Raw genomic sequence first — 23,337 nt, forward strand, 5'->3', positions numbered from 1 at the left:
GGGCACGCCGGTCGCATCAGCGCTGAAATCGGCGCGACATCGTACTTCAATTCCGTCGGGTCGAACCACCCGCCGTGATCGCCTTCCGTTAACCCGCTCGAGCCTTGAAGACGGGCCGGTTACGGGATGCGTCGTCACCTCGCCGCCCCTTGGCCCGTGTCGCGAACGCCTGGATGCAGCGCTGGACGATGGCGCGGGTCTGCACCTCGCCGACGGTGAGGAGAAGGTATTCGAGCTGTTGGAGCCGGCCTTCGTCGTTGACCCGTTTCGCGATCCCCGGATCGCTGGCGACGTGCTCCACCTCGGGGTCGAGCGCGAAGTGGCTGCAGTCCGCCTCGACCATCGCCTCCGACAGGTGGCGCGCCAGGTCGTGGCGGTTGAGGATATCCCGGTTCAACCGGATGACCGACGGCTCCTCGACCCGCGAGAGGTAGTCGCCCAGCCGGTCGGCAGCGGCCTTGACGGCGCTCTCCACGAAGGCCGGGAATTCTGCAGGATGGGTCGGCAGGGCCGCCAGGCACTCCGGCGTCTCTTTCGGCGACAGCGAGTTGCGATAGAGCATCAACACCCCCCCGGAGTAGAGGATCACGTCGATCGCGCCGCCCTTCGGGTTGCGCATCGCCACGATGAACTGCTCGCCGCTGCCGAAGTCGCTCCGCCTGCCGGCCACCGTGGGGCGGACGCCCACGGCGGCGGAGGTCGGCTTGGTGTCGCCTTGCTGGTGGTCGTTGAGGAAGAAATAGGGGGAATCGACTTCGATGATCGAACGCTTCCCGTCCCGCATGCACCGCACCACCGGCCAGCTCAGCTCCAGGCCGGCCTCCTCCAGCGCGGCCATGTGTTCCGTCAGTCCCGCGCAGATCAGGCGGTCGACCGTCGCGGAGTCGAGGAGGTCCCGCTCGCCGGGCGTCGGCTGATCGGCGTGTGGAGGGCAGAGGATGGGGCGTCTACGGATCATGGGGCCTTGATGGAGAGGGAGGGGGGAGCGGACGTTGGCGGTGTCGATCCGCCATCTTGTCCATCGATTGCGCTTTACATTGTGGATATCGGCACGGGGGGGCATTGGTTTAAGGCGCCGTTTCGGCGTCCAGCTCCGAAATTCAAGCGCAAGGCTGGTCAAGGGGTTGCCGGCGGCACCATCCCCGTGGCCATCCGGGTTCGCCTGTGTGACTATCCGGTGATGGCGGAGTGGCAGGTTTCTTTTCGCTTTTTTGATAATTTGTATTTTTTTATGCGTCCACAACGGGTAAGGAAAAACCCACCTTTTTGGTAACCGCATGAAAATTTGGTAAACGTTGCCTTTGGTCCGGCTTTTGCTGTCCATGCCTCCGGCAGATGCTTCTTCCTTATTCAATAAACCGCATCTGACCCGATAGCGGAGGAGTCCCGATGGCGGAGAGCGATTTCGATTTCACGAGCGTGGAGAAGCGGCTGGGGGTGAGCCGCCGAACCTTCCTGAAATTCTGTGCCGGCGTGGCCGCCTCCCTCGGGCTGCCGGTCAGCGAGGCGGTGACCATGGCCGAGGCGGTGGCCGACCCCAAGCGCCGCCCGCCGGTGATCTGGCTCCACGGCCAGGAGTGCACCGGCCCCAGCGAGGCGCTGCTCCGCTCCGAGCAGCCCTCCCTCGAACACCTGATCCTCGACCTGATCTCCCTCGACTACCACCAGACCCTCGACACCGGGGCCGGTCACAAGGTGGAGGAGATCAAGCGCAAGTCGATGGAGGAGAACAAGGGCAAGTACCTGCTGGTGATCGAGGGTTCGATCCCCACCAAGGACGGCGGCATCTACTGCAAGATCGGCGGCGAGACGATGCTCGACATCGTCAATGAGGCGGCCGAACACGCCGCGGCCATCGTCGCCATCGGTTCCTGCGCCAGTTGGGGTGGGGTGCCCTCCGCGGGCATCAACCCCACCGGGGCGAAGGGTGCGCCGCAGGTGCTCAAGGACAAGACCGTGATCACCATCCCCGGCTGTCCGCCCAACCCGGCCAACTTCCTCGGCACCGTCCTCTACTTCGTCACCTACGGCAAGCTGCCGCCGATCGACGCCCAGGGGCGTCCGAAGTGGGCCTATGGCCGGCTGATCCACGAAAACTGCTATCGCCGTCCCCACTTCGACGCCGGCCGCTTCGCCGAGCAGTTCGGTGACGAGGGGCATCGCCAGGGGTGGTGTCTCTACAAGCTCGGCTGCAAGGGGCCGGAGACCTACAACAACTGTCCCAGCCTGGAGTACAACAACGTCGGCGGCGGGGTCTGGCCGATCGGTGTCGGCCACCCCTGCTTCGGCTGCTCCGAGGAGGGGGTCGGCTTCCACAAGGCGCTGTTCAGCCTCGCCGACGTCAAGACCTACGAACCGCCCACCGCCTTCCCGCGGATCGAGGATCGCGGCATCGACAGCGGCATGACCCCCGGCGCCGCGGCGCTGGCCGGCGCGGCCGTCGGTGCGGTGGTCGGCGGCGCGGCGGTGGCCGCCAAGAAGCTCGGCGAGAGCGACAAGGCGGGTTCCGGCGACGGCCACGAATAGGAGGGCGCGATGAAACGCAGAGACTTTTTCAAGGCCGCCGCCGGTGGCGCGGCCGTCCTCTGTAGCCCCGGCGTCGCCGAGGCGCGTCCCAACCTGGAGCCGGCGGAGAATGCCGTCGGCATGCTCTATGACTCCACGCTCTGCGTCGGCTGCAAGGCCTGCGTCGCCAAGTGCAAGGAGGTCAACGGCATGCCGGCGGAGAACGTCGGCGCCCAGCGTCCGTGGGACGAGGCGCGCGACCTGTCGCCGCAGACCCTCAACGTGATCAAGGTCTACAAGGACGGCAAGGCCGACGTGAAGGATCGGGTGGAGGACGGCTACTGCTTCGAGAAACGCAGCTGCATGCACTGCGTCGATCCGGGCTGCGTCTCGGTCTGTCCGGTTACCGCGATGCGCCGCAATCCGCGGACCGGCATCGTCACCCATCACCCGGATGCCTGCATCGGTTGCCGCAACTGCATGGTCGGCTGCCCCTACAACGTCCCGCAGTTCGACTACGACAACCCCTTCGGCGCGATCCACAAGTGCCAGCTGTGCAACCAGGCCGGGGTCGAGCGCATCGACAAGGGGATGATGACCGGTTGCGCCGAGGCCTGTCCCACCGGGGCGACGCTGTTCGGGCCGCGCAAGCTGCTGCTGGAGGAGGCGAGACGGCGCCTCGCGCTGAAACCCGGCGAGGTCTACAGCTACCCCCGCGGCGACCTCAGCCACCCGTCGCAGCCCCACGAGAAGGCGGTGCCCGACTATCAGCAGCACATCTGGGGCGAGAAGGAGGCGGGCGGCACCAACGTCATGCACCTCTCCGCGGTGCCCTTCGACAAGCTGGGGATGCCGCCGCTCGGCGAACGCTCCGCCCCCTCGGTGGCCGAAGGGGTGCAGCACACCCTCTACAACTACATGGCGCTGCCGGCGGTGGTGCTGGCCGGCCTCACCTACGTGGTGCGGCGCAACAGCGGCGACGATGAAGGAGGTGAGTCATGAGCGGCGCACACCAGGTGCTGGATCGGCGGCTGCTGACCGGCCCCTTCGTGGTCTTCTCGGCGATCTTCCTGATCGGCCTCTACTTCATCATCGAACGCTTCCTCTTCGGCATGGGCGCGGTGAGCAACCTCAACGGTGGCTTCGCCTGGGGCATCTGGGTGGTCTATGACGTGGTCATCGGCACCGCCCTGGCCTGCGGCGGCTATGCGCTGGCCTTCACCGTCTATGTGTTCAACAAGGGGAAGTACCACCCGCTGGTCCGTCCGGCGGTGCTCGCCAGCCTGCTCGGCTACGGCCTTGGTGGCTTCGGCGCGCTGTTCGACATGGGGCGCTGGTGGCAGTTCTACAACATCCTTCTGCCGTGGCACTGGAACTTCAACTCGGTGATGCTGGAAGTGGGTCTCTGCGTGATGACCTACATCCTGGTGCTGGTGATGGAGTTCGCCCCGGCGGTGCTGGAGCGTTTCGGCCTGCAGGGGCTGAAGCAGCAGCTCAACAAGGTGCTGTTCTTCTTCATCGCCCTGGGCATGCTGCTGCCGACCATGCACCAGTCCTCCCTCGGCTCGCTGCTGATCGCCATGGGCCACAAGGTCCACCCGATCTGGCAGACCATGCAGATGCAGCCGCTGCTGGCGCTGATGACGGCGCTCACCATGGGCTTCTCGATCGTCATCTTCGAGGGATCGTTCACCCGCATCGGCCTGCGCCAGCCCTCCGAGACCCCCCTGCTGGCCGGCATCGGCAAGGCGATCGTCGGTCTGTTGGCGGCGTTCCTGGCGATCCGCTTTCTGGTGCTGATCGTCCAGGGCAAGCTCGGCATGACCTTCTCCGCCGATCTGGCGGCCTTCCTGTTCTGGCTGGAAACGGCGCTGTTCGTGGTGCCCCTGGTGGTCCTGCTCTCACCGGCCAAGCGCGCCAACGGCGGGGCGCTGCTGGTCGGGGCGGTGTCGATGATGCTCGGCGGTGCCCTCTACCGCTTCGACGCCTTCCTCCTCACCCTCAATCCCGGCATGGGCTACCGCTACTTCCCGTCGGTCCCCGAGATGATGGTGACCATCGGGCTGATCGCCCTCGAGGTGCTGATCTACCTCGTCGCGGTCAAGAACCTGCCGGTGCTCCATCGCGCCGAACAACACTGATCCGGACTACCGCTTCGATTTAGGAGAAGTAAACGTGACTACCCGTATTACCGTAGACCCCATCACCCGAATCGAGGGGCACCTGCGCATCGACGTGGAGGTCGATAACGGCAAGGTGACCAATGCGTGGTCCTCCGGCCAGATGTGGCGCGGCATCGAGAAGATCCTGGTGGGCATGGATCCGCGCGAGGCGTGGACCTACACCCAGCGCTTCTGCGGCGTCTGCACCACCGTCCACGCGATCACCTCGGTGCGCGCGGTGGAGAACGCCCTCGGCATGGAGGTGCCGCTCAACGCCCAGCTGATCCGCAACATCATCCAGACCGCCCACGCGATCCAGGACCACATCGTCCACTTCTACCACCTCTCGGCGGTGGACTGGGTCGACGTGGTCTCCGCCCTCGACGCCGATCCGGTGGCTACGGCGAAGCTGGCCGAGACCCTCTCGGACTGGCCGCTCAACGGCCCCCACGAGATGAAGGCGGTGCAGGAGCGGCTGAAGACCTTCGTCAACAGCGGCCAGCTCGGTCCCTTCGCCAGCGGCTTCTGGGGACACCCGGCGATGAAGCTGCCCCCCGAGGTCAACCTGCTGGCGGTGGCCCACTACCTCCAGGCCCTGGAGGTGCAGAACCACGCCAACAAGATCGTCGCCATCCTCGGCGGCAAGAGCCCGCACATCCAGAACGTGGCGGTGGGCGGGGTGAGCAACTCGATCAGCCACGACGCCCCCTCGGTGCTCAACATCGAGCGGCTGATGCTGATCAAGGGTTTCATCGACAAGCTCGACCAGTTCGTCAAGTCGGTCTACCTGGTGGACGTGCCGGCGGTGGGCGCCTTCTACCTCGACTGGGCCGGCTACGGCGGCGGCGTGATGAACTACCTCTCCGTACCCGACTGCCCGCAGGACAGCAAGGGCACCGTCTTCGACCTGCCCGGCGGCTACATCCGCAACGGCGACCTCTCCACCTTCAAGGCGATCACCTCGTTCAACGACGACTACTTCCGTCAGGGCGTCGCGGAGAGTTCCAAGCACTCCTGGTACGAGGGCAGCGACCCGCTGCACCCCTTCGTCGGCGAGACCGAGCCGCAGTACACCGACTTCCAGGACGACGGCAAGTACTCCTGGGTCAAGGCCCCCACCTTCTACGGCCAGCGCGCCGAGGTCGGACCGCTGGCCAACGTGCTGGTGGGTGTCGCCTCCGGCAACGAGCGCTACAAGAAGTACCTGGGGCAGGCGATGGATACCCTCAAGGGGGTCTCCAAGAATCCCGACATCCCGCTCAGCGCGCTGCACTCGACCATCGGTCGCCACGCCGCCCGCGCCGTGCGCTGCGCGGTGATGCTCGACACCCTCAACGACCAGTGGAGCCGGCTGGTGGAGAACATCGGCAACGGCGACCAGGACACCTTCAACGCGCCGGTCTTCCCCAAGGGCGAGATCCGTGGCGTCGGTTTTCACGAGGCGCCCCGCGGCACCCTCTCCCACTGGGTGGTGATCGAGGACGCCAAGATCAAGAACTACCAGGCGGTGGTGCCGAGTACCTGGAACGCCGGCCCGCGGGATGCCAACGACGAGATGGGCCCCTACGAACTGTCGCTGATGGACAATCCGATCGCCGATCCGGAGAATCCCCTGGAGGTGCTGCGCACCGTTCACTCGTTCGACCCCTGCATCGCCTGTGCGATCCACATGGTGGATACCGAGCAGCAGGAGATCGTCAAGGTCAAGGCCCTTTGAGGAGAGAACTGTTCATGAACAAGCGATTCCACAACATCCACCGTGCGGCACTCGCCGCGGTTGCCCTGTTCCCCGTGCTGGCCCATGCCCACACCGGCGTCGGTCAGGCCTCCGGCTTCCTGCACGGCCTGCTCCACCCGGTCAGCGGTCTCGACCACCTGCTGGCGATGCTGGCGGTCGGCGCGTGGGCGCTCCACGTCGGCGGCCGCGCGGTGTGGGCGCTGCCCGCCGCCTTCGTCGGGCTGATGCTCGGTGGTGCCGGGCTGGCGCTGGCCGGGGTGTCGCTGCCGGCGTTCGAGCCGATGATCGCCCTCTCGGTGGTGGTGCTCGGCGGGGTGATCGCCTTTGGCGTGCGCATGCCGGTGGTGGCGGGCAGCGCCCTGGTCGGGCTGTTCGGCCTGTTCCACGGCTTCGCCCACGGCAGTGAATTGGCCACCCCCGCCGCCGCCCTGGGCTACGGGGTCGGCTTCGTCATCACCACCTCGATGCTGCATCTGGCCGGCATCGGTTTCGCCTCCCTGCTGATGCGTGGTCATGAGCGCTACCTGAAGCTGGCTGGCGGCGTGGTGGCCGGGGCGGGCGTCGCCCTGGGGCTGCTTTGATCGACACGGGGGCCAAGCCCCCGATCCTGGTCATCGGCCTCGGCAACGTGCTGATGCAGGATGAGGGGATCGGCGTGCGCGCGGTGGAGGCGTTGCAGTGCCGCTACCGCATCGGCGACGGGGTGGAGATCCTCGACGGCGGCACCACCGGCACCGAGCTGCTGGAGCCGATGCGCGGCGTCGATCACCTGATCGTCGCCGACGCGGTCAACACCGGAGCCCCCTATGGCACCCTGGTGCGCCTGGTCGATGAACAGGTCCCCGCCTTCTTCCAGACCAAGCTCTCCAACCACCAGCTCGGCCTCTCCGACCTGCTCGCGCTGCTCACCCTCACCGGCGACGCACCGGGTCACGTCACCATCATCGGCCTCGTCCCCCACTCCCTGGAGAACCGTCTCGGGCTCAGCCCGGAGGCGGAGCGCGCGGTGGTGCCGATGGCCGAGATGGTGGCCGACGAGCTGCGCGCGCTGGGGGTGGAACTGACCGCTCGCGAAGAGCCCCTGAAGGGCTACTGGGAGGGGCAGGCGGAGCGGGAGTGCGCGAAATGTGCATAGGCGCGCCGGTGCAGGTGATCGAGTCCCACGGCTTCACCGCGCGCTGCCGCGGTCGCAACGGCGAGGAGGAGATCAACATGATGCTGGTCGGCCCCCAGCCCGAGGGGACCTGGTTGGTCAACTTCCTCGGCTCCGCCCGCGACGTGCTGACCGAGGAGGAGGCCCGGCGGATCAACGAGGCGATGGACGAGCTGGCCGCGCTGGTGGCCGCGTCCGGCGGGTGAGTTTCACCACGGAGTCTGTCGGGGCGTTGGGGAGCGCGTAGGGTGTGCCGAGGTACGAGGCGCACCACGTTCCGACCGGTGCGCCTCCTATCGTCGGCACACCCAACCCGGTTTTTATCGGTTCGGGATGGTTTGTTGTCCCACCATCGCAGATGCGAAGTTGCAGCCGTAGGGTGGATAAGCGGTAGCGCATCCACCGAAGCGGAGGCAGCGCGACCGCGGACCGCCCGATGGAGCGGTTGTGGTATCTTCCTTTGCAGGTGGTCGAATGGTTTCCAGTTTGGCCGATCCATTCCCTCTTTCTCTCTAATCCTGGCTTCCGGAGTCGTCGATGATCGATCCCACCTCCGCCTCCACCGCCCTCGAACAGGCCTTCGAACGCATCTGGCGGGAGAAGATGGAGGGGCTGCCGCTGCTCAACCCGTTCCTCAAGGTCGAGGCGGTGGGGTTCCAGCCGTGGGGCGAGCGGATCGTCGGGGTGATGATCACCCCCTGGTTCATGAATCTGATGCTGTTGCCGGGCGCGGGGGACGACTGGCCTGAGCTGGCCATCGGCGACAAGCAGACCCTGCGCCTCCCCGAGAAGTCCTACGAGCTGACCCTCAACGAGTTCGACGGGGTGGGGCGCTGTCTCTGTTTCGCCCTCCACTCGCCGATGCAGGCGTTCGAGAACCAGAGCGTGGCGGCGACGGTAGCCAACGCCTTCATGGAGGTGTTGATGACCGAGAAGGAGGAGCACCAGCCGAGTGAGGAGGAGCTGCGCCTGAACCGCTTCCTGGAGGGTGAGGAGATGGCCGACATCCTCGCCGAGGAGCAGGCAGCCGCCGCGGCCAAGCGCTGCCATCGCGACGATCTGGCCGAATCCACCCTCTCCCGCCGCGATCTGCTGCGCGGCTCCGTCGGCGGCGAATGAACCCGGAGGGCGGGCTGCGTATCGTCCTGCCGCCGGCCCCCGGCGGCGAGGTGACGATCACCTCCTCCCGTCCCGTCCATGCCTCCCGCGTCTTCCATGGCAAGTCCCTGGAGGAGGCGCTGCGCCTGCTCCCCATGCTCTTCAGTGTCTGCGGCACGGCCCAGGCCTGCGCCGGTGCGCGTGCCGCGGAGCAGGCCCTCGGTATCGCCTCGCACCCCGGCACGGAGCGGTTGCGCGAGCGGCTGGTGGCGATGGAGACGGTGAAGGAGCACGCTTGGCGCATCCTCCTCGACTGGCCGGCGCTGATCGACGAGGTCGCGGACCCCGAGCCGCTGGCCGCGGTGGTGGCGGCGCAGCGCTCTTTTCGTCTTGCGCTCTGTGCCGCCGGCGACCCCTTCCTGGCCGGTGCCGGGATCGCCGCCGCGGGAGAGGTCACGCTGCTGGTCGACGGGTTGCGCGACCTGCTGGCACGCACCGTCTTCGGCCGGACGCCGTCCACCTGGCTCGCCATCGATACGCCCGAGCGCTTCGCTGCGTGGGCGGCGGCGGGGGAGGGGATCGCAGCACGCATGGTCCAACGGGTGATCGATGCCGGTTGGTCGGAGAGCGGACGGAGCGGCGTTGCCGCGCTGCCGGAGCTGCCGGAGGGGGCCCTCGACCGGGCCCTGGACGAAGCCGACTTCATTGCCGCCCCGCGCTGGGACGGGCGCTGTCGCGAGAGTTCGTCGCGGACCCGGAGCGCCGGCCCGCTGCTCGACGCCTTGGCGGAACGCCACGGCAATGGCCTGCTGGTGCGGTTGGTCGCCCGGCTCACCGAGCTGGCGCGGACCCTCGAAGGGCTGATCGAGGATCGGTCGGAAGGCGCACCGCCGGCACCGTCCCCGCTCGCTGCCGGCACCGGCATCGGCCGGGCGGAGGCGGCCCGCGGCCGTCTCTACCACCGCCTGCGGCTGGTCGACGGGGTGGTGGCCGACTACCGTATCCTCGCCCCTACCGAATGGAACTTCGCCCCCGGCGGAGTGGTGGCGGCGGCGCTTTCGACCCTTGCTGATCCGGATCGGGAGCGACAGGCGCGGCTGCTGATCAACGCCATCGATCCCTGCGTCGGCTACTCCCTGGAGCTGCCCGCCGATGCATGAGATGTCGCTCTGCGAGGGGGTGGTGCGGGTCGCGGAGACGACCGCCCGCGACGGCGGCTTCCGGCGGGTCGAGGGGGTGTGGCTGGAGGTGGGGGCGCTCGCCGGAGTCGATTGCGCGGCGCTGCGCCTCTGTTTCGCCGCCGCCACCCGCGGCAGCCTTGCCGAGGGGGCGCGGCTGGAGATCGTCGAGCGTCCCGGCGAGGCGTGGTGTCTGGCCTGCGCGGACACGGTGGCATTGAACGAGCGGTTCGGCGCCTGCCCGGATTGCGGCGGCTATCAACTACAGGTCACCGGCGGCGACCAGCTGCGGGTGGTCGAACTGGAGGTGGAGTAGTGTCCCTTCCCACGGAAAAGCCGGTGGTGCTGGTGGTGGACGACGAGGTGCGCGGCCTGGAGACCCTGGTGCGTACCCTGGCCGACGAGTTCGAGGTGAAGACCGCGCGCAATGCCGCCGAGGCGCGGGCGGTGCTGGAGCGCGAGTGGGTGCAGGTGGTCCTCTGCGACCAGCGCATGCCCGAGACCAGCGGGGTGGAGTTCCTGCGCCAAGTGCGCGAGCAGTGGCCCGAGGCGGTGCGCATGATCATCTCCGGCTACACCGACTCGGAGGAGATCATCGACGCGGTCAACGAGGCGGGGATCTACCACTACGTGACCAAGCCGTGGCACCCCGAGAACCTGATCCTGCTGCTGCGCAACGCCTGCCGGATGTTCGAGCTGCAGCGGCAGAACGAGGCGCTCTCGGTGGAGCTGAAGACCTCCCCCGGTCACCTGGAGAGCGCGCTCAGTGAGAAACGCGAGTCGCTGCGCGAGCGCTTCCTCCACGACGACGGCATCGTGCGCACCGACGCCAGCAAGATGAACGCGGTGTGCGAGAAGGTCAAACGGGTCTCCCCCTACGACATCCCGGTGCTGCTCACCGGCGAGTCGGGCACCGGCAAGGAGCTGGCCGCCCGCGCCCTGCACTACAACAGCCTGCGCTGGGAGCGCCCCTTCGTGGTGGAGAACTGCGGCGCGCTGCCCGACGAGCTGCTGGAGAGCGAGCTGTTCGGCTACAAGCGCGGCGCCTTCACCGGCGCGGTGGAGGATCGCATCGGCCTGTTCGAACGGGCCAACGGCGGCACCGTCTTCCTCGACGAGATCGGCGAACTTTCCCCCGCCTTCCAGGTGAAGCTGCTGCGCGTGCTCCAGGAGGGCGAGGTGCGCCCCCTGGGCAGCGGCCGCACCCGCATGGTCGACGTGCGGGTGATCGCCGCCACCAACAAGGAGCTGGAGGGCGAGGTGCGCGCCGGCCGCTTCCGCGAGGACCTCTTCTACCGCCTCGCCGCGGTCAACATCACCCTGCCGCCGCTACGCGAACGCCCCGACGACATCGAGGTGCTGGCCGAGGCGCTGCTCGCCAAGGCGATGGAGCGGCTGGGCAAGCGGGTGAAGGGCTTCACCGCCGAGGCGATCGCCTGCATGAAGGCCTACCACTGGGCGGGCAACGTGCGCGAGCTGAAGAACGAGATCCAGCACATGCTGGTGATGGGCGACGACGACTGGCTGGGGGCCGACCTGCTCTCGCCGCGGGTGCTCCAGGCGCTGCCGACCGAGGTGCCGGCGGCGCCGCTGCCCCTCGATCTGATGGACGGCACCCTGAAGGAGCGGGTGGAGGAGTTCGAGGCGCGCATCCTGCGCGAGACCCTGATCCGCCACCGCTGGAACAAGAGCCGCGCGGCCAAGGAGCTGGGACTCTCCCGGGTGGGGCTGCGCGGCAAGCTGGAGCGCTACGGCCTGGAGCGCGTTGAACCGACCGGGACCGCGCACTGATGGCCACCGCGCGCCAGAGCCTGATCGATCAGGCCGGGGTGGGCGCATCCCTCGCCCTGAGTCCCTCCTCCGAGGAGGTGTGGATCGAGGTGGTGCGCAAGATGGACGCGGTCTACGCCGACCTGGTGCGCTACCAGGTGGAGCTGGAGCGCAACAACGCCGCCCTGGAAGAGGCCCAGCGCTTCATCGACAGCGTCCTCTCGGCGATGACCGACCCGCTCATCGTCTGCGACCTGCAGGGGCGCATCGAGCAGGTCAACCGGGCGCTGCTGGAGGTGACCGGCCGGGCAGAGGATACGCTGCTCGGCCGCCCCCTGAGCGAGCTGTTCGCCGAGGATTCGCTGGCGGTGGTGGCGGAATTCGCCGAGCGCCTCGGCGGCGGGCTGGTGGTCGACCGGGAGGTCACCCTGCGCCACCGCGACGGCACCGCCGTGCCGCTCTCCATGAACTGCTCCTCGCGCTACGACCACGACGGCTCGCTGCTCGGCATGGTGATGGTCGGTCGGCCCATCGGCGAACTGCGCCGCGCCTACCAGGAACTCAACCGGGCCCACGGCGAACTCCAGCGCACCCAGCGCCAGCTGATCCACGCCGAGAAGATGGCCTCCCTCGGCCGCTTGGTGGCCGGCGTCGCCCACGAGTTGAACAACCCGATCAGCTTCATCTTCGGCAACATGCACGCCCTCAAGGGCTACGGCGAGCGGCTCGCCCGCTACCTCGACGCCGTCCATGCTCAACCCCAATCCCCCGAACTGGCCGCGCTGCGCGAGGAGCTGCGCATCGACCGGCTGCTCGCCGACCTCGACCCGCTGATCGACGGCACCCTGGAGGGGGCCGAGCGGGTCGGCGAGATCGTCCGCGGCTTGCGCGGCTACTCGGCGATGCGCAAGGAGCGGCGGGTGGAGTACGACCTGCCACCGCTGGTGCATACCGCCGTCCGTTGGGTGGTGAAGGCGTGTCGGCACAAGCCGAAGGTGCTCTACCGGCTGCCGGAAACCCTCACCGTGGTCGGCCGCAAAGGCCCGGTGCATCAGATCCTGGTCAACCTGGTGCAGAACGCGGTGGACGCCATGGGTGAATCCGCGGGAAAGGAGCTTACCGTCGAGTGCGAGACCGTGGGTGAGGCGGTGGCGGTGCGGGTCCACGACCGCGGACCGGGGATCGCCGAGGGCGACCTGGAGACCCTCTTCGACCCCTTCTTCACCACCAAGGAGGTGGGGCAGGGGACCGGGCTCGGGCTCTACATCAGCTACGGCCTCGCCCAGCAGTTGGGCGGCGGGTTGCGCGCGGAGAACCGCGAGGGGGGCGGGGCCACCTTCACCCTCACCCTGCCCCTCCAGGGGAGCGACGATGGCTGAGCGCAAGACCCTGCTCTGGCTCCAATCCGGCGGCTGCGGCGGGTGCAGCATGTCGCTGCTCACCGCCGAAGCGCCGGACCTGCTCACCGCCCTGGAAGCGGCGGGTATCGAACTGCTCTGGCACCCCACTCTGAGCGAGGGCGGAGGCGCCGAACTGCACCGGCTGCTCGGCCGGATCACCGCCGGCGAGCAGCCGCTGGATCTGCTCTGCCTGGAGGGGGCGGTGGTGCGCGGCCCCGACGGCAGCGGCCGTTTTCACCGCCTCTCCGGCAGCGGCCGGCCGATGATGGCGTGGATCGCCGAACTGGCCGGCCACGCCGCCCAGGTGGTGGCGGTGGGCAGCTGCGCCGCCTACGGCGGGGTCACCTCCGCCGGCGGCAACCCCAGCGAGGCGTGCGGCCTGCAGTACGACGGCGCCCGTACCGGTGGCCTGCTCGGCGGGGGCTACCGCTCCCGCCAGGGCCTGCCGGTGGTCAACATCGCCGGCTGCCCGACCCACCCCGGCTGGGTCACCGAGACCCTGGCCGAACTGGCCGCCGGCCACTTCACCACGGAGCGTCTCGACCCGTGGGGCCGGCCGCGGGGCTACGCCGACCACCTGGTCCACCACGGCTGCCCGCGCAACGAGTACTACGAGTTCAAGGCGAGCGCCGCCAAGCCCTCCGATCTGGGTTGCCTGATGGAGCACCTGGGTTGCCTCGGCACCCAGGCCCACGCCGACTGCAACCTGCGTCCGTGGAACGGCGAGGGCTCCTGCCTGCGCGGCGGCTTCGCCTGCATCAACTGCACCGCCCCCGGCTTCGAGGAGCCGGGCCACCCCTTCGCCGAGACCCCCAAGGTGGCCGGCATCCCGGTGGGGCTGCCCACCGACATGCCCAAGGCGTGGTTCGTCGCGCTCGCCTCCCTGGCCAAGGCGGCCACCCCGCAGCGGCTCACCGAAAATGCCGGGGCCGACCACATCGTGGTGCCCCCCGGCGGACCGCGGAGGGAGAAGCCGTGACCACCCGCATCGTCGGCCCCTTCGGTCGGGTCGAGGGGGATCTGGAGGTGCAGCTCGACTGCGACGGGGACCGGGTGCGCGCGGCGCGGGTGGTTTCGCCCCTCTACCGCGGTTTCGAGCAGATCCTGCGCGGCAAGGCGCCCGGCGACGCCCTGGTCTACGCCCCGCGCATCTGCGGCATCTGCTCGGTCTCCCAGTCGGTCGCCGCCGCCCGTGCCCTGGCCGATGCCGCCGGGGTGCGTCCGTCGCGCAACGGTGAGCTGGCCCACAACCTGACGCTCGCCACCGAGAACGTCGCCGACCACCTGACCCACTTCTACCTCTTCTTCATGCCCGACTTCGCCCGTCCGGTCTACGCCGGCGAGCCGTGGTACGGCACCACCGCGGAACGCTTCCGTGCGGTGGAGGGGAGCGCCGCCCGGGACTTCCTGCCGGCCCGCGCCGGCTTCCTCCAACTGATGGGGATCCTCGCCGGCAAGTGGCCCCACAGCCTCGCCCTCCAGCCGGGGGGGAGCACCCGCGCCATCGCCGCCGAGGAGCGGGCGCGGATGGCGGCCAAGCTTCACGCCCTGCGCCGCTTCCTGGAGCGATGGCTGTTCGGCGATGCCCTCGAAGCGGTGGCCGCCCTCGACGCCCGCGCCGCCCTGGCGGCGTGGGCCGCGGCGCCGGGCGGCGGCGACCTGCGCCACTTCCTGGAGCTGGCCGATGCCCTGGAACTCCATCGCCTGGGACGGGCCGGCGACCGCTTCATGAGCTACGGCGCCTATCCCATCGACGACACGCCGCTGTTTGCCCGCGGGGTGTGGGACGACGGCCCGCGTCCCCTCGATCCCGCCGCGATCACCGAGGACCCCAGTCACGGCTGGCTCGGTGGCAGCCGCGAGCCGCGCCACCCCTACGACGGGGTGACCCTGCCCGATGCCGACGCCGCCGACGGCTACAGCTGGTGCAAGGCGCCGCGGCTCGACGGCGCGGTGGTCGAGGTGGGGGCGCTGGCCCGCCAGCAGGTGGACGGTCAGCCGCTGATCCGCGAGCTGGTCGCCGAGAGCGGTGGCAACGTGCGTAACCGGGTGGTGGCGCGGCTGCTGGAGGTGGCGCGGGTGGTCATCGCCATGCAGGGGTGGCTCGCCGAACTGGAGCCGGGCGCCCCCTTCTGCGCCCCCTTCGCGCTACCCGACGAGGCCCGCGGCGCCGGCCTGGTGGAGGCGGCCCGCGGCAGCCTCGGCCACTGGCTGCGGGTGAAGAACGGCCGCATCCTCAACTACCAGATCGTCGCCCCCACCACCTGGAACTTCTCCCCCCGCGACCGCGAGGGCGTCCCCGGCCCGCTGGAGCAGGCGCTGGCCGGCGCGCCGATCCGCCCCGGCGAGGAGGAGCCGGTGGCGGTGCAGCACATCGTCCGCTCCTTCGATCCGTGCATGGTCTGCACCGTCCACTGAGGTGGCGGCCTCGTGGTGACATGCGTTGCGTGTCGTCGTCGACTTTCGACCACCGGATCTCTTGTCGTAGGTCGGCGCTACCGCGCCGACGTAAGCGGAAGCAGCGGGTTTATGGACGGGATGAACGATACGAACGGGACGTCCCGTTCGGGAGGTGCGGCGGAAATGATGAAAGGGTGGTGCCCCCGCTCGCGTCGGCGCGGTAGCGCCGACCTACGGCTGCCCCCCGCCGGTTTGCCTGCCCCGCCGCCGCCGACTAGCCTCGGGTGATGAACGATTCCGAACAGACCCTGCTGAAGCCGGGAGAGAACTGCTGGCGCCGGGAGCCCGCGGGGCGGGTCGCCCTGGCGGTGGACGGTGCGGACTACTTCCGCGCCGTCCGCGAGGCGATCCTGCGGGCGAGGCGCACCGTCTACCTCCTGGGTTGGGACATCCACAGCCGGCTGCGCCTGGTGCGCGACGGCGAGGAGGATGGCGATCCGCTCGAGCTGGGCGCGCTGCTCGATTTCGTCGCCCGCGAGCACGGTGTCGAGGTCTACGTGCTCAGCTGGGACTTCGCCATGATCTATCTGGCTGAACGCGAACCCTTCCCCCTCTACACCCTCAACTGGAACACCCACCCCCGCGTCCGCTTCCACATGGACGACCACCACCCGGTGGGCGCCTCCCAGCATCAAAAGGTGGTGGTGGTGGATGACGCGGTGGCCTTCAGCGGCGGGCTGGACCTCAGCCAGTGGCGCTGGGATACCTCGGTGCATCGGGTCGACGACGGGCGCCGCAAGGATCCCGAGGGGCGCCCCTATCCCCCCTTCCACGACGTGCAGATGGCGGTGGACGGCGCCGCGGCGGCGGCCCTCGGCGAGCTGGCCCGCGAGCGCTGGCGCAATGCCACCGGTGAGACGCTTGCCGCGCCGCGGGTCGACGCCGGGCGGGATCCGTGGCCCCCCTCGCTGGAGCCGGTGATGCGCGAGGTGAAGGTGGCGATCGCGCGGACGGTGGCCGAATACGATGGCCGTCCGGAGGTGCGGGAGGTGGAGCGGCTCTACCTGGAGAGCATCGCCGCCGCCGAGCGCTTCATCTACATCGAGAACCAGTACCTCACCGCCCACTGCATCCGCGAGGCGCTGGTCGAGCGGTTGTGCGGCGAGGAGGGGCCGGAGGTGGTGGTGGTGATGCCGCGGGAGACCGGCGGCTGGCTGGAGCAGCACACCATGGACGTGCTGCGCCACCGGTTGGTGAGCCGCCTGGCCGAGGCGGATGCCCATGGCCGGCTGCGCATCTACTACCCACGCCTCGCCGCCTCGCCCGAGGTGGCGCTGATGGTCCACGCCAAGGTGATGGTGGTGGACGACCGGCTGCTGCGCGTCGGCTCCTCCAACCTGAGCAACCGCTCCATGGGGCTGGATACCGAGTGTGATCTGGTGATCGAGGCGGCGGGGAGGGAGACCCGCGAGGCGATCGCCGCCTTTCGCAACCGGCTGCTGGCCGAACACCTTGGGGTCGATCCCGCGCAGGTGGCGGGGGCGTTCGTCGAATGCCCCTCGCTGTTCGCGGTGATCGACCGCCTCGCCGACGGCGAACGCACGCTGCGCCCCCTCGACCCCGTGGTGGCCCCGGAGGTCGACCAACTGGTGCCTGAGTCGGAGCTGCTCGACCCGGAGCGGCCGATCGACCCCGAGCGCTTCGTCGACCACTTCGTGCCCGACGAGCACAAACCACACGCCCTGCGTGGCGTCCTGATCGGCGTGGCGGTGCTGAGCGGGCTACTGGCGATGGTCGTCGCCTGGCGCTGGGGCGGGCTGGGCGAATGGCTCGACCTCGACCGGCTGATGCGCCAGGCGCAGGCCCTCGAACGTTACCCCGGCACTCCACTGTGGGTGGTGGCGGCCATCGGTGTGGCCAGCGCCACCGGGGTGCCGCTGACCCTGCTGGTGGTGGCGGCGGTGCTCCTCTTCGGCGCGCTCAGCGGGTTCCTCTACGGCCTCGCCGGCGCCCTGCTCGGTGGCGTGCTGGCCTTCGCCGCGGGTCATCTGTTCGGTCGCGATCTGGTGCGCCGTTATGCCGGGCGTCGCCTCAACCGGGTCAGCCGCAAGCTTTCGCAGAGGGGGTTGTTGACCGTGGTCACCCTGCGGGTGGTGCCGGTGGCCCCCTACGCCGTCATCAACCTGGTGGCGGGGGCCTCCCACATCCGCTTCCGCGACTTTCTCCTCGGCTCCCTGGTGGGGTTGCTCCCCGGTACCCTGGCCATCGCCCTGTTCGCCGAGGCGGCGGTCCGCTCGCTGCGCGACCAACAGGATGGCGGCATCGGTTGGTCCATCGCCGCGCTGGCTGCCCTGCTGTTCGGCGGGCTGTGGCTGTTCCGCCGCCGGTTGATCCGGCGCCGTGCCGACGGCAAGGGGGAGGCGTGAAGTTGAAGCTCGCCACCTGGAATCTCCACCGCGGGATCGGTGGCGACGGTCGCGCCTCGCCGCAGCGTTGCGCCGCGGTGCTGAGGGAGATGGACGCCGACGTGATCGCGCTCCAGGAGGTGGAGTCCCGTCCGGGCAACCCGCTGGGACTGCTCCAGTTCCTGGCCAGCGAGAGCGGCCTGCGGGCGATTCCGGGAATGACCATGCTGCGCGCCGACGTCCATTACGGCAACGCGCTGCTCAGCCGCTGGGCGCCGGAGCGTGTCCGCCGCCACGACCTGAGCGTCCCCGGGCGCGAGCCGCGGGGGGCGATCGATGCGGTATTGGCGCGGGAGGGAGAGCGCTTCCGGCTGATCGCCACCCACCTCGGGTTGCGTCCGTTCGAACGGCGCGAGCAGATCCGGCGGCTGCTGCCGCTGATCGAGGAGCCTCAGCCGCCGCTGGCGCTGATGGGCGACTGGAACGAGTGGTTCCTTTGGGGGCGGCCGCTGCGGACCCTGCACCGGCTCTTTCCACGCACCCCCTACCGTCGCAGCTGGCCGGCGAAAATGCCGCTGTTCGCCCTCGACCGCATCTGGGTCCGTCCCGGTACGGCGCTCCTCCGCCTGGAGCTCCACCGCAGCCCGCTGGCGCGGATCGCCTCCGACCACCTGCCGGTGACGGCGGAGGTCGAGTGGTCGGAGGGGGGCGACGACTTCCACTGATCCGGCGCGTAGGTCGGCGCTACCGCGCCGACGAAAACGGGGGCAGCGGGCATCGGGATCCGACGAGCTTCCCGAACACAGCCCCGGGGCTGTACTCGATTCGAATTCAGCACGTCCCCAGCATCCGCGCCGCAACGGTTGCCACCTTGCGCGAGGCGCCGCTGCTGCCCAGTTTGCCGCGCACCTCGCCCAGCTTGGCGGTGATCCGCTCGCGGTAGGCGTCGTCCTCCAGGATCCGCTCCACCTCGGCGGCGATCGCCTCGGGCGTGGCGTCGTCCTGCAGCAGCTCCCGCGCCACCTCTTCGCCGCTGACGATGTTGGCCAGCCCGACATGATGGATGGTCATCATCCGGCGCATGATGGCGAAGGTGAGCGGCGCCATTTTGTAGACGATCACCATCGGCGTGCCGACCAGGGCGATCTCCAGGGTGGCGGTGCCGGAGGCGGTGATCACCGCGTCGCTGGCACGCATCACCGTCTGCGCCTGGCCGCTCACCAGCTCGATGGGCAGCCCCGCCTCCGCCAGCAGCGGGAGGAACTCGGACTCCGCCCGGGTGGAGGCGCGGGCCAGCGGGAAGCGGGCGTCGGGGTAGCGTTCGCGCAGTTGGCGGGCGCTCTCGATGAGCACCGGCAGCAGCCGCTGCACCTCGCCGCGGCGACTCCCCGGCAGCAGCCCGATCACCGGTCCCGGCCCCTCGATGCCGAGCGCCGCCCGCGCCTCCTCGCGGCTCATCGTCACCTGGACGTGGTCGGCCAGCGGGTGGCCGACGAAATCGACCGGGATGCCGTTCTGCTCGTAGATCGCGGTCTCGAAGGGGAACAGCACCGCCATCCGGTCGATTCGCGCGCCGATCTTCTTAACCCGCTTGGGGCGCCACGCCCACACCTGGGGACTGACGTAGAAGAGCACCGGGATGCCGAGTCCCTTGGCGGTCTCGGCGAGCTTCAGGTTGAACTCCGGGTAGTCGGTGAGGATCAGCAGATCCGGGCGCCGCTCGCGCAGCACCTGGCGCAGCCGCTCGACGATCCCCATCAGCCGCCGGTAGTGCTTGAGCACCTCCACCAGCCCCATCACCGACAGCTCGCTGATGTCGATCAGGGTCTCCACCCCGGCGGCGCGCATCCGCTCGCCGCCGACGCCGAAGAACTCGGCCTCGGGCAGCAGCCGCTTCAGCTCCAGCGCGAGCCCCGCGGTGTGGTCGTCCCCGGAGGCCTCGCCGGCCACCATCATGATCCGCTTTTTGGTCATGGCGAATACCGCGGGAATGGGAAGAGAAATTTACCACGGAGCCACGGAGGGCACGGAGATCCCGCAGTCGTTCGGCTCCGTGTCCTCCGTGGCTCCGTGGCTAATCCTCTTTTCATCCAGAGACCACCGAACGGATGACCTCGAGGACGCGGTCGACGTCGGCGTCGGGGAGTTCCGGGTAGACCGGCAGCGACAGGCACTGTTCGGCGACCCGTTCGGCCACCGGCAGCGAGAGGCCGGCGCAGGCATCGCTGAACACCGGCTGTTTGTGCAGCGGGATCGGGTAGTAGATGGCGTTGGCGATCCCGGCCTCGCTCAGCGCCTCGCGGATCGGGTCGCGGTTCTCCGCCAGCAGGGTGTACTGGTGGTAGACGTGGCGCCCCTTGCCGTCCTCGTGGGGCGGCGTGATCCCCGGCATCTGCGCCAGTGACGCGCTGTAGCGGTGGGCCACCCGGCGGCGTCCCTCGCTGTACTGGTCAATGCGCTTCAGTTTGGCGCGCAGGATCACCGCCTGGAGTTCGTCGAGGCGCGAGTTGAAGCCGATCTCCGAGTGGTGGTACTGCTTCCACGAGCCGTGGTTGCGCAGCACCCGTAGATGGGCGGCCAGCTCCTCGGAGTCGGTGGTGATCAGTCCGCCGTCGCCGTAGCCGCCGAGATTCTTGCTGGGGAAGAAGCTGAAGCAGCCGGCGACGCCGAGCGAACCGGTCTGCTTGCCGTCGATGGCCGCGCCGAAGGACTGGGCGCAATCCTCCACCACCTTCAGCCCGTGCTCCTCGGCCAGCGCCAGGATCGCCCCCATATCGGCCGGCTGGCCGAACAGGTGCACCGGCAGGATCGCGCGGGTCTGCGGGGTGATGGCGGCGGCGGCCTGCGCCACGTCGATGTTGAAGGTGTCGGGCTCGATGTCGACGAACACCGGGGTGGCGCCGACGTACTTGATCGCCTCGGCGGTGGCGATGAAGGTGAAGGGGGTGGTGATCACCTCGTCGCCCGCCTGCACGCCGGCGGCGAGCAGCGCCAGATGGAGGGCGTCGGTGCCGGAGGCGACGCCGACGGCGTGGTCGACCCCGAGGTAGGCGGCCGCCTCCTTCTCGAAGGCCTGGACGTTGGGGCCGAGGATGAAACGGGTCTCCTCCAGCGCGGCGAGGAGGCCGGCGTCGATCTCCTCTTTCAGTTCGTGGTATTGGCCCTTCAGGTCCACCATCGGAATCATGTTGCTCTCCTGGAAAAGGAATAAAGAGGGTTCGCAAACAAACGCAAATCTGTCGGGGCGCGGGTCTTGGCGCCGCCCTTCCCTGTAGGAGCGGCCCTTAGGCCGCGATAGGGCGAAGCGCCACGCTTCAAGCCACACTGGCGGGAGAACAGGAGACGGCGCCATCGCGGCCTAGGGGCCGCTCCTACAGGGAAGAGCGGCGCCCACTTGCGTTCATATCAAGTCAGCAATTCGGTAATGCGTAGCGCGGTCTTCAGCGCCTCGCGCCCCTCTTCGCCGGTGACCGGCGGGGGCGTGCCCTCGCGGATTGCGCGGATGAACGCCTCGGCCTCGGCGAGGATCGCGTCCGAGTTCTCGAACTGGCGCCGGTCGCTGACGATCTCCGGGATGCCGGGGAACTGCTCCCCCGCGCCCTTGCGGTGGACGCCGAGCACCTTCTCCTGGAAGTCGACCACGATGTAGGCGTCGCCCTGGAAGATGCGCATGGTGCGCTGCGCCTTGCTCGACGCGCGGCTGGCGGTGACGTTGGCGACGCAGCCGCTGTCGAAGGTGATCCGCGCGTTGGCGATGTCCACCTCGTCGGTGAGCACCGGCAGGCCGTTGGCCTGGATGTCGCGGATCGGCGAGCGGACGATGCGCTGGATGATGTCGATGTCGTGGATCATCAGATCGAGGATCACGCTGACGTCCGCCCCCCGCGGGTTGAACGGCGCGATGCGGTGGGACTCGATGAAGAGCGGTTCCGCGAGCACGCCGTCCATCGCCAGCACCGCCGAGTTGAAGCGCTCCAGGTGGCCGATCTGCAGGGTGAGGCCGCGCTCGGCGGCGATCCCGATCAGCTCGTCGGCCTCCGCCACGGTGACCGTCATCGGCTTCTCCAGCAGCACGTGGATGCCCGCCTCCAGACACTCCTTCGCGACTTGGTGGTGGAGCTGGGTCGGCACCACGATGCTCACCGCCTCCACCTCGCCGAACAGCTCGCGGTAGTCGGCGACCCAGCGGCACCCCACCTCCGCGGCCACCTTACGCCCCTGTTCTTCGTCGGGATCGGCCACGGCGATCAGTTCGGAGCCCGGCAGGGCGGCGTATTTCTGGGCGTGGAAACGGCCGAGGTAGCCGACGCCGATGACGGCGGTCTTGAGGGGGGCGGTCACGGGGGAGGTCCTGTGGGTTGAGGGCGAGGGGCGGGATTTTCTCACTCTGACCAGGGAGGGGCAAATTTCGTCTCCAGGTAGTTTGAGGTCGAAGGTGAAAGGCTAAAGGTCAAAGGGAAGAAGGGGCGTGCCAGGCCACTTTCCCGCTCTCCGGGCAATGTGGCATTTGAAAGCGATAAGATGAACAACGAGAGTCCTTTGACCTTTGACCTTTGACCTTTGACCTTTGACCTTTGACCTGTATAAGACGGCCTTTCCCCGCTATGCCGGAAGCCTCCGATGCCCCAGCAGTCCCTGTTCACCTCCCCCCCCTCCCACCTCATCGCCGGCGTCGACGAAGTGGGCCGCGGGCCGCTGGCCGGTCCGGTGGTCACCGCGGCGGTGATCCTCGACCCCGAGCGGCCCATCGAGGGGCTGGCCGACTCCAAGAAACTCTCCGAGAAACGGCGCGAAGCGCTCGCCGAGGTGATCCGCGAGCGGGCCCTTGCCTGGTCGCTCGGTCGGGCGGAGGTAGAGGAGATCGATCGCCTGAACATCCTCCAGGCGACGCTGCTCGCCATGCAGCGGGCGGTGGCCGCCCTTGATCCGGCACCCGAGCATGTGCTGGTGGACGGCAACCGCTGTCCGCGGCTCGCCTGCACGGTGGAGGCGGTGGTCGGCGGCGACGGCAGCGTAGCCGCGATCTCCGCCGCCTCGATCCTCGCCAAGGTAGCCCGCGACCGAGAGATGGCGGTGCTCGACGCCCGCTATCCCGGTTACGGTCTCGCCGGCCACAAGGGCTACCCCACCAAGGCTCACCGGGAAGCGCTGACGCGGCTCGGCGTCACCCCGATCCACCGCCGCTCCTTCGGTCCGGTCGCGCGGCTGCTATAGGGCGCCCCGCGGGCGCCGCGGCCGAAGAGCCCCCGTAGGACGGCCCCCAGGCCGCGACGGTGCGAAGCGCCAGCCTTTCGGCGACTTGCGGGGGGAGGGGGGAGAGGGCGCCATCGCGGCCCGGGGCCGCTCCTACATGAACGAGTAGGTCGCCGCTACCGCGGCGACGCAAGCGGAAGCAGCGGGGGTAGGGGGTGTGGTCGGCTTCCGAGGACTCCGTCCCGTCCCGTAAGGTCGGTACGAGGTTTTTCGGAGGTGCCTTCGTTCGCGTCGCCGCGGTAGCGGCGACCTACGCTCCCTCGCACGCTGTGCCG

General features: G+C 69.0%; 22 protein-coding genes. 18 read left to right on the forward strand and 4 right to left on the reverse strand.

Annotated elements, in window-relative coordinates; genetic code table 11:
• Nucleotides 1–88: 88 nt before the first annotated feature.
• Complete coding sequence (locus ACYQ2W_RS02720) at nt 89–958, reverse strand: hypothetical protein (protein WP_459863053.1); 870 nt, start codon at nt 956–958, stop codon at nt 89–91.
• 6 nt (nt 959–964) lie between these two features.
• On the opposite strand from ACYQ2W_RS02720, the gene ACYQ2W_RS02725 reads away from it, so the two are divergent.
• The 17 genes from ACYQ2W_RS02725 to ACYQ2W_RS02805 all read left to right on the forward strand — a co-directional run bounded on the left by ACYQ2W_RS02725 (nt 965) and on the right by ACYQ2W_RS02805 (nt 18,534).
• Nucleotides 965–1,273: a hypothetical protein gene (locus ACYQ2W_RS02725; protein WP_459863054.1), complete on the forward strand. Its 309-nt coding sequence runs from the start codon at nt 965–967 to the stop codon at nt 1,271–1,273.
• A 116-nt stretch (nt 1,274–1,389) separates the two neighbouring features.
• Complete coding sequence (locus tag ACYQ2W_RS02730) at nt 1,390–2,526, forward strand: hydrogenase small subunit (protein ID WP_459863055.1); 1,137 nt, start codon at nt 1,390–1,392, stop codon at nt 2,524–2,526.
• Nucleotides 2,527–2,535: 9 nt separating this feature from the next.
• Nucleotides 2,536–3,507, forward strand: a complete 972-nt coding sequence (hybA, locus tag ACYQ2W_RS02735) for a hydrogenase 2 operon protein HybA (protein WP_459863056.1) — start codon at nt 2,536–2,538, stop codon at nt 3,505–3,507.
• Nucleotides 3,504–4,646 carry a Ni/Fe-hydrogenase cytochrome b subunit gene (hybB, locus tag ACYQ2W_RS02740; RefSeq protein ID WP_459863057.1) on the forward strand — a complete coding sequence of 381 codons (1,143 nt, stop codon included), beginning with the start codon at nt 3,504–3,506 and terminating at the stop codon, nt 4,644–4,646. The genes hybA and hybB overlap by 4 nt, the downstream gene beginning before the upstream one ends.
• A 34-nt stretch (nt 4,647–4,680) precedes the next feature.
• Nucleotides 4,681–6,384: a nickel-dependent hydrogenase large subunit gene (locus tag ACYQ2W_RS02745; protein WP_459863058.1), complete on the forward strand. Its 1,704-nt coding sequence runs from the start codon at nt 4,681–4,683 to the stop codon at nt 6,382–6,384.
• Between the two features lie 14 nt (nt 6,385–6,398).
• On the forward strand, nt 6,399–6,986 hold the full coding sequence (locus ACYQ2W_RS02750) for a HupE/UreJ family protein (protein WP_459863059.1): 588 nt from the start codon (nt 6,399–6,401) through the stop codon (nt 6,984–6,986).
• Nucleotides 6,983–7,540: a HyaD/HybD family hydrogenase maturation endopeptidase gene (locus ACYQ2W_RS02755; RefSeq protein ID WP_459863060.1), complete on the forward strand. Its 558-nt coding sequence runs from the start codon at nt 6,983–6,985 to the stop codon at nt 7,538–7,540. The genes ACYQ2W_RS02750 and ACYQ2W_RS02755 overlap by 4 nt, the downstream gene beginning before the upstream one ends.
• Entirely contained in the window at nt 7,531–7,764 is a 234-nt protein-coding gene (locus ACYQ2W_RS02760; RefSeq protein WP_459863061.1) for a HypC/HybG/HupF family hydrogenase formation chaperone, read from the forward strand. Before ACYQ2W_RS02755 ends, ACYQ2W_RS02760 begins: the two co-directional genes overlap by 10 nt.
• A 331-nt stretch (nt 7,765–8,095) precedes the next feature.
• Nucleotides 8,096–8,677, forward strand: a complete 582-nt coding sequence (gene hybE / locus ACYQ2W_RS02765) for a [NiFe]-hydrogenase assembly chaperone HybE (RefSeq protein WP_459863063.1) — start codon at nt 8,096–8,098, stop codon at nt 8,675–8,677.
• On the forward strand, nt 8,674–9,816 hold the full coding sequence (locus ACYQ2W_RS02770) for a nickel-dependent hydrogenase large subunit (RefSeq protein ID WP_459863064.1): 1,143 nt from the start codon (nt 8,674–8,676) through the stop codon (nt 9,814–9,816). Before hybE ends, ACYQ2W_RS02770 begins: the two co-directional genes overlap by 4 nt.
• Complete coding sequence (gene hypA / locus ACYQ2W_RS02775) at nt 9,809–10,150, forward strand: hydrogenase maturation nickel metallochaperone HypA (RefSeq protein WP_459863065.1); 342 nt, start codon at nt 9,809–9,811, stop codon at nt 10,148–10,150. The genes ACYQ2W_RS02770 and hypA overlap by 8 nt, the downstream gene beginning before the upstream one ends.
• A complete protein-coding gene (locus tag ACYQ2W_RS02780; RefSeq protein WP_459863066.1) occupies nt 10,150–11,625 on the forward strand; it encodes a sigma-54-dependent transcriptional regulator in 1,476 nt (491 codons plus the stop codon). The genes hypA and ACYQ2W_RS02780 overlap by 1 nt, the downstream gene beginning before the upstream one ends.
• Nucleotides 11,625–12,983 carry a sensor histidine kinase gene (locus tag ACYQ2W_RS02785; RefSeq protein ID WP_459863067.1) on the forward strand — a complete coding sequence of 453 codons (1,359 nt, stop codon included), beginning with the start codon at nt 11,625–11,627 and terminating at the stop codon, nt 12,981–12,983. The genes ACYQ2W_RS02780 and ACYQ2W_RS02785 overlap by 1 nt, the downstream gene beginning before the upstream one ends.
• On the forward strand, nt 12,976–13,983 hold the full coding sequence (locus tag ACYQ2W_RS02790) for an NADH-quinone oxidoreductase subunit B family protein (protein WP_459863068.1): 1,008 nt from the start codon (nt 12,976–12,978) through the stop codon (nt 13,981–13,983). The genes ACYQ2W_RS02785 and ACYQ2W_RS02790 overlap by 8 nt, the downstream gene beginning before the upstream one ends.
• Nucleotides 13,980–15,422, forward strand: coding sequence for a nickel-dependent hydrogenase large subunit (locus ACYQ2W_RS02795; RefSeq protein ID WP_459863069.1), 1,443 nt, complete (start codon nt 13,980–13,982; stop codon nt 15,420–15,422). The genes ACYQ2W_RS02790 and ACYQ2W_RS02795 overlap by 4 nt, the downstream gene beginning before the upstream one ends.
• A 269-nt stretch (nt 15,423–15,691) precedes the next feature.
• Nucleotides 15,692–17,830: a VTT domain-containing protein gene (locus ACYQ2W_RS02800; protein WP_459863070.1), complete on the forward strand. Its 2,139-nt coding sequence runs from the start codon at nt 15,692–15,694 to the stop codon at nt 17,828–17,830.
• Nucleotides 17,827–18,534, forward strand: a complete 708-nt coding sequence (locus tag ACYQ2W_RS02805) for an endonuclease/exonuclease/phosphatase family protein (RefSeq protein WP_459863071.1) — start codon at nt 17,827–17,829, stop codon at nt 18,532–18,534. Before ACYQ2W_RS02800 ends, ACYQ2W_RS02805 begins: the two co-directional genes overlap by 4 nt.
• A gap of 106 nt (nt 18,535–18,640) precedes the next feature.
• Here ACYQ2W_RS02805 and lpxB read toward each other — a convergent pair whose 3' ends face one another.
• The 3 genes from lpxB to ACYQ2W_RS02820 form a co-directional block, all read right to left on the reverse strand.
• Nucleotides 18,641–19,783, reverse strand: coding sequence for a lipid-A-disaccharide synthase (lpxB, locus tag ACYQ2W_RS02810; protein ID WP_459863072.1), 1,143 nt, complete (start codon nt 19,781–19,783; stop codon nt 18,641–18,643).
• Nucleotides 19,784–19,895: 112 nt separating this feature from the next.
• A complete protein-coding gene (locus ACYQ2W_RS02815; protein WP_459863073.1) occupies nt 19,896–20,996 on the reverse strand; it encodes a DegT/DnrJ/EryC1/StrS family aminotransferase in 1,101 nt (366 codons plus the stop codon).
• 218 nt (nt 20,997–21,214) lie between these two features.
• Nucleotides 21,215–22,150, reverse strand: a complete 936-nt coding sequence (locus ACYQ2W_RS02820; protein WP_459863074.1) for a Gfo/Idh/MocA family protein — start codon at nt 22,148–22,150, stop codon at nt 21,215–21,217.
• 279 nt (nt 22,151–22,429) lie between these two features.
• On the opposite strand from ACYQ2W_RS02820, the gene rnhB reads away from it, so the two are divergent.
• On the forward strand, nt 22,430–23,023 hold the full coding sequence (gene rnhB / locus ACYQ2W_RS02825; protein WP_459863075.1) for a ribonuclease HII: 594 nt from the start codon (nt 22,430–22,432) through the stop codon (nt 23,021–23,023).
• Nucleotides 23,024–23,337: the final 314 nt, after the last annotated feature.

Source organism: Endothiovibrio diazotrophicus, assembly GCF_054657215.1.

Excerpts from the sequence above, each read along its gene's own strand:
- ACYQ2W_RS02720 (WP_459863053.1), bottom strand. The coding sequence starts at position 958 with ATGATCCGTAGACGCCCCATCCTCTGCCCTCCACACGCCGATCAGCCG.
- ACYQ2W_RS02730 (WP_459863055.1), top strand. The coding sequence starts at position 1,390 with ATGGCGGAGAGCGATTTCGATTTCACGAGCGTGGAGAAGCGGCTGGGG.
- hybA (WP_459863056.1), top strand. The coding sequence starts at position 2,536 with ATGAAACGCAGAGACTTTTTCAAGGCCGCCGCCGGTGGCGCGGCCGTC.
- hybB (WP_459863057.1), top strand. The coding sequence starts at position 3,504 with ATGAGCGGCGCACACCAGGTGCTGGATCGGCGGCTGCTGACCGGCCCC.
- ACYQ2W_RS02750 (WP_459863059.1), top strand. The coding sequence starts at position 6,399 with ATGAACAAGCGATTCCACAACATCCACCGTGCGGCACTCGCCGCGGTT.
- ACYQ2W_RS02760 (WP_459863061.1), top strand. The coding sequence starts at position 7,531 with ATGTGCATAGGCGCGCCGGTGCAGGTGATCGAGTCCCACGGCTTCACC.
- hybE (WP_459863063.1), top strand. The coding sequence starts at position 8,096 with ATGATCGATCCCACCTCCGCCTCCACCGCCCTCGAACAGGCCTTCGAA.
- ACYQ2W_RS02770 (WP_459863064.1), top strand. The coding sequence starts at position 8,674 with ATGAACCCGGAGGGCGGGCTGCGTATCGTCCTGCCGCCGGCCCCCGGC.
- hypA (WP_459863065.1), top strand. The coding sequence starts at position 9,809 with ATGCATGAGATGTCGCTCTGCGAGGGGGTGGTGCGGGTCGCGGAGACG.
- ACYQ2W_RS02785 (WP_459863067.1), top strand. The coding sequence starts at position 11,625 with ATGGCCACCGCGCGCCAGAGCCTGATCGATCAGGCCGGGGTGGGCGCA.
- ACYQ2W_RS02790 (WP_459863068.1), top strand. The coding sequence starts at position 12,976 with ATGGCTGAGCGCAAGACCCTGCTCTGGCTCCAATCCGGCGGCTGCGGC.
- ACYQ2W_RS02800 (WP_459863070.1), top strand. The coding sequence starts at position 15,692 with ATGAACGATTCCGAACAGACCCTGCTGAAGCCGGGAGAGAACTGCTGG.
- lpxB (WP_459863072.1), bottom strand. The coding sequence starts at position 19,783 with ATGACCAAAAAGCGGATCATGATGGTGGCCGGCGAGGCCTCCGGGGAC.
- ACYQ2W_RS02815 (WP_459863073.1), bottom strand. The coding sequence starts at position 20,996 with ATGATTCCGATGGTGGACCTGAAGGGCCAATACCACGAACTGAAAGAG.
- rnhB (WP_459863075.1), top strand. The coding sequence starts at position 22,430 with ATGCCCCAGCAGTCCCTGTTCACCTCCCCCCCCTCCCACCTCATCGCC.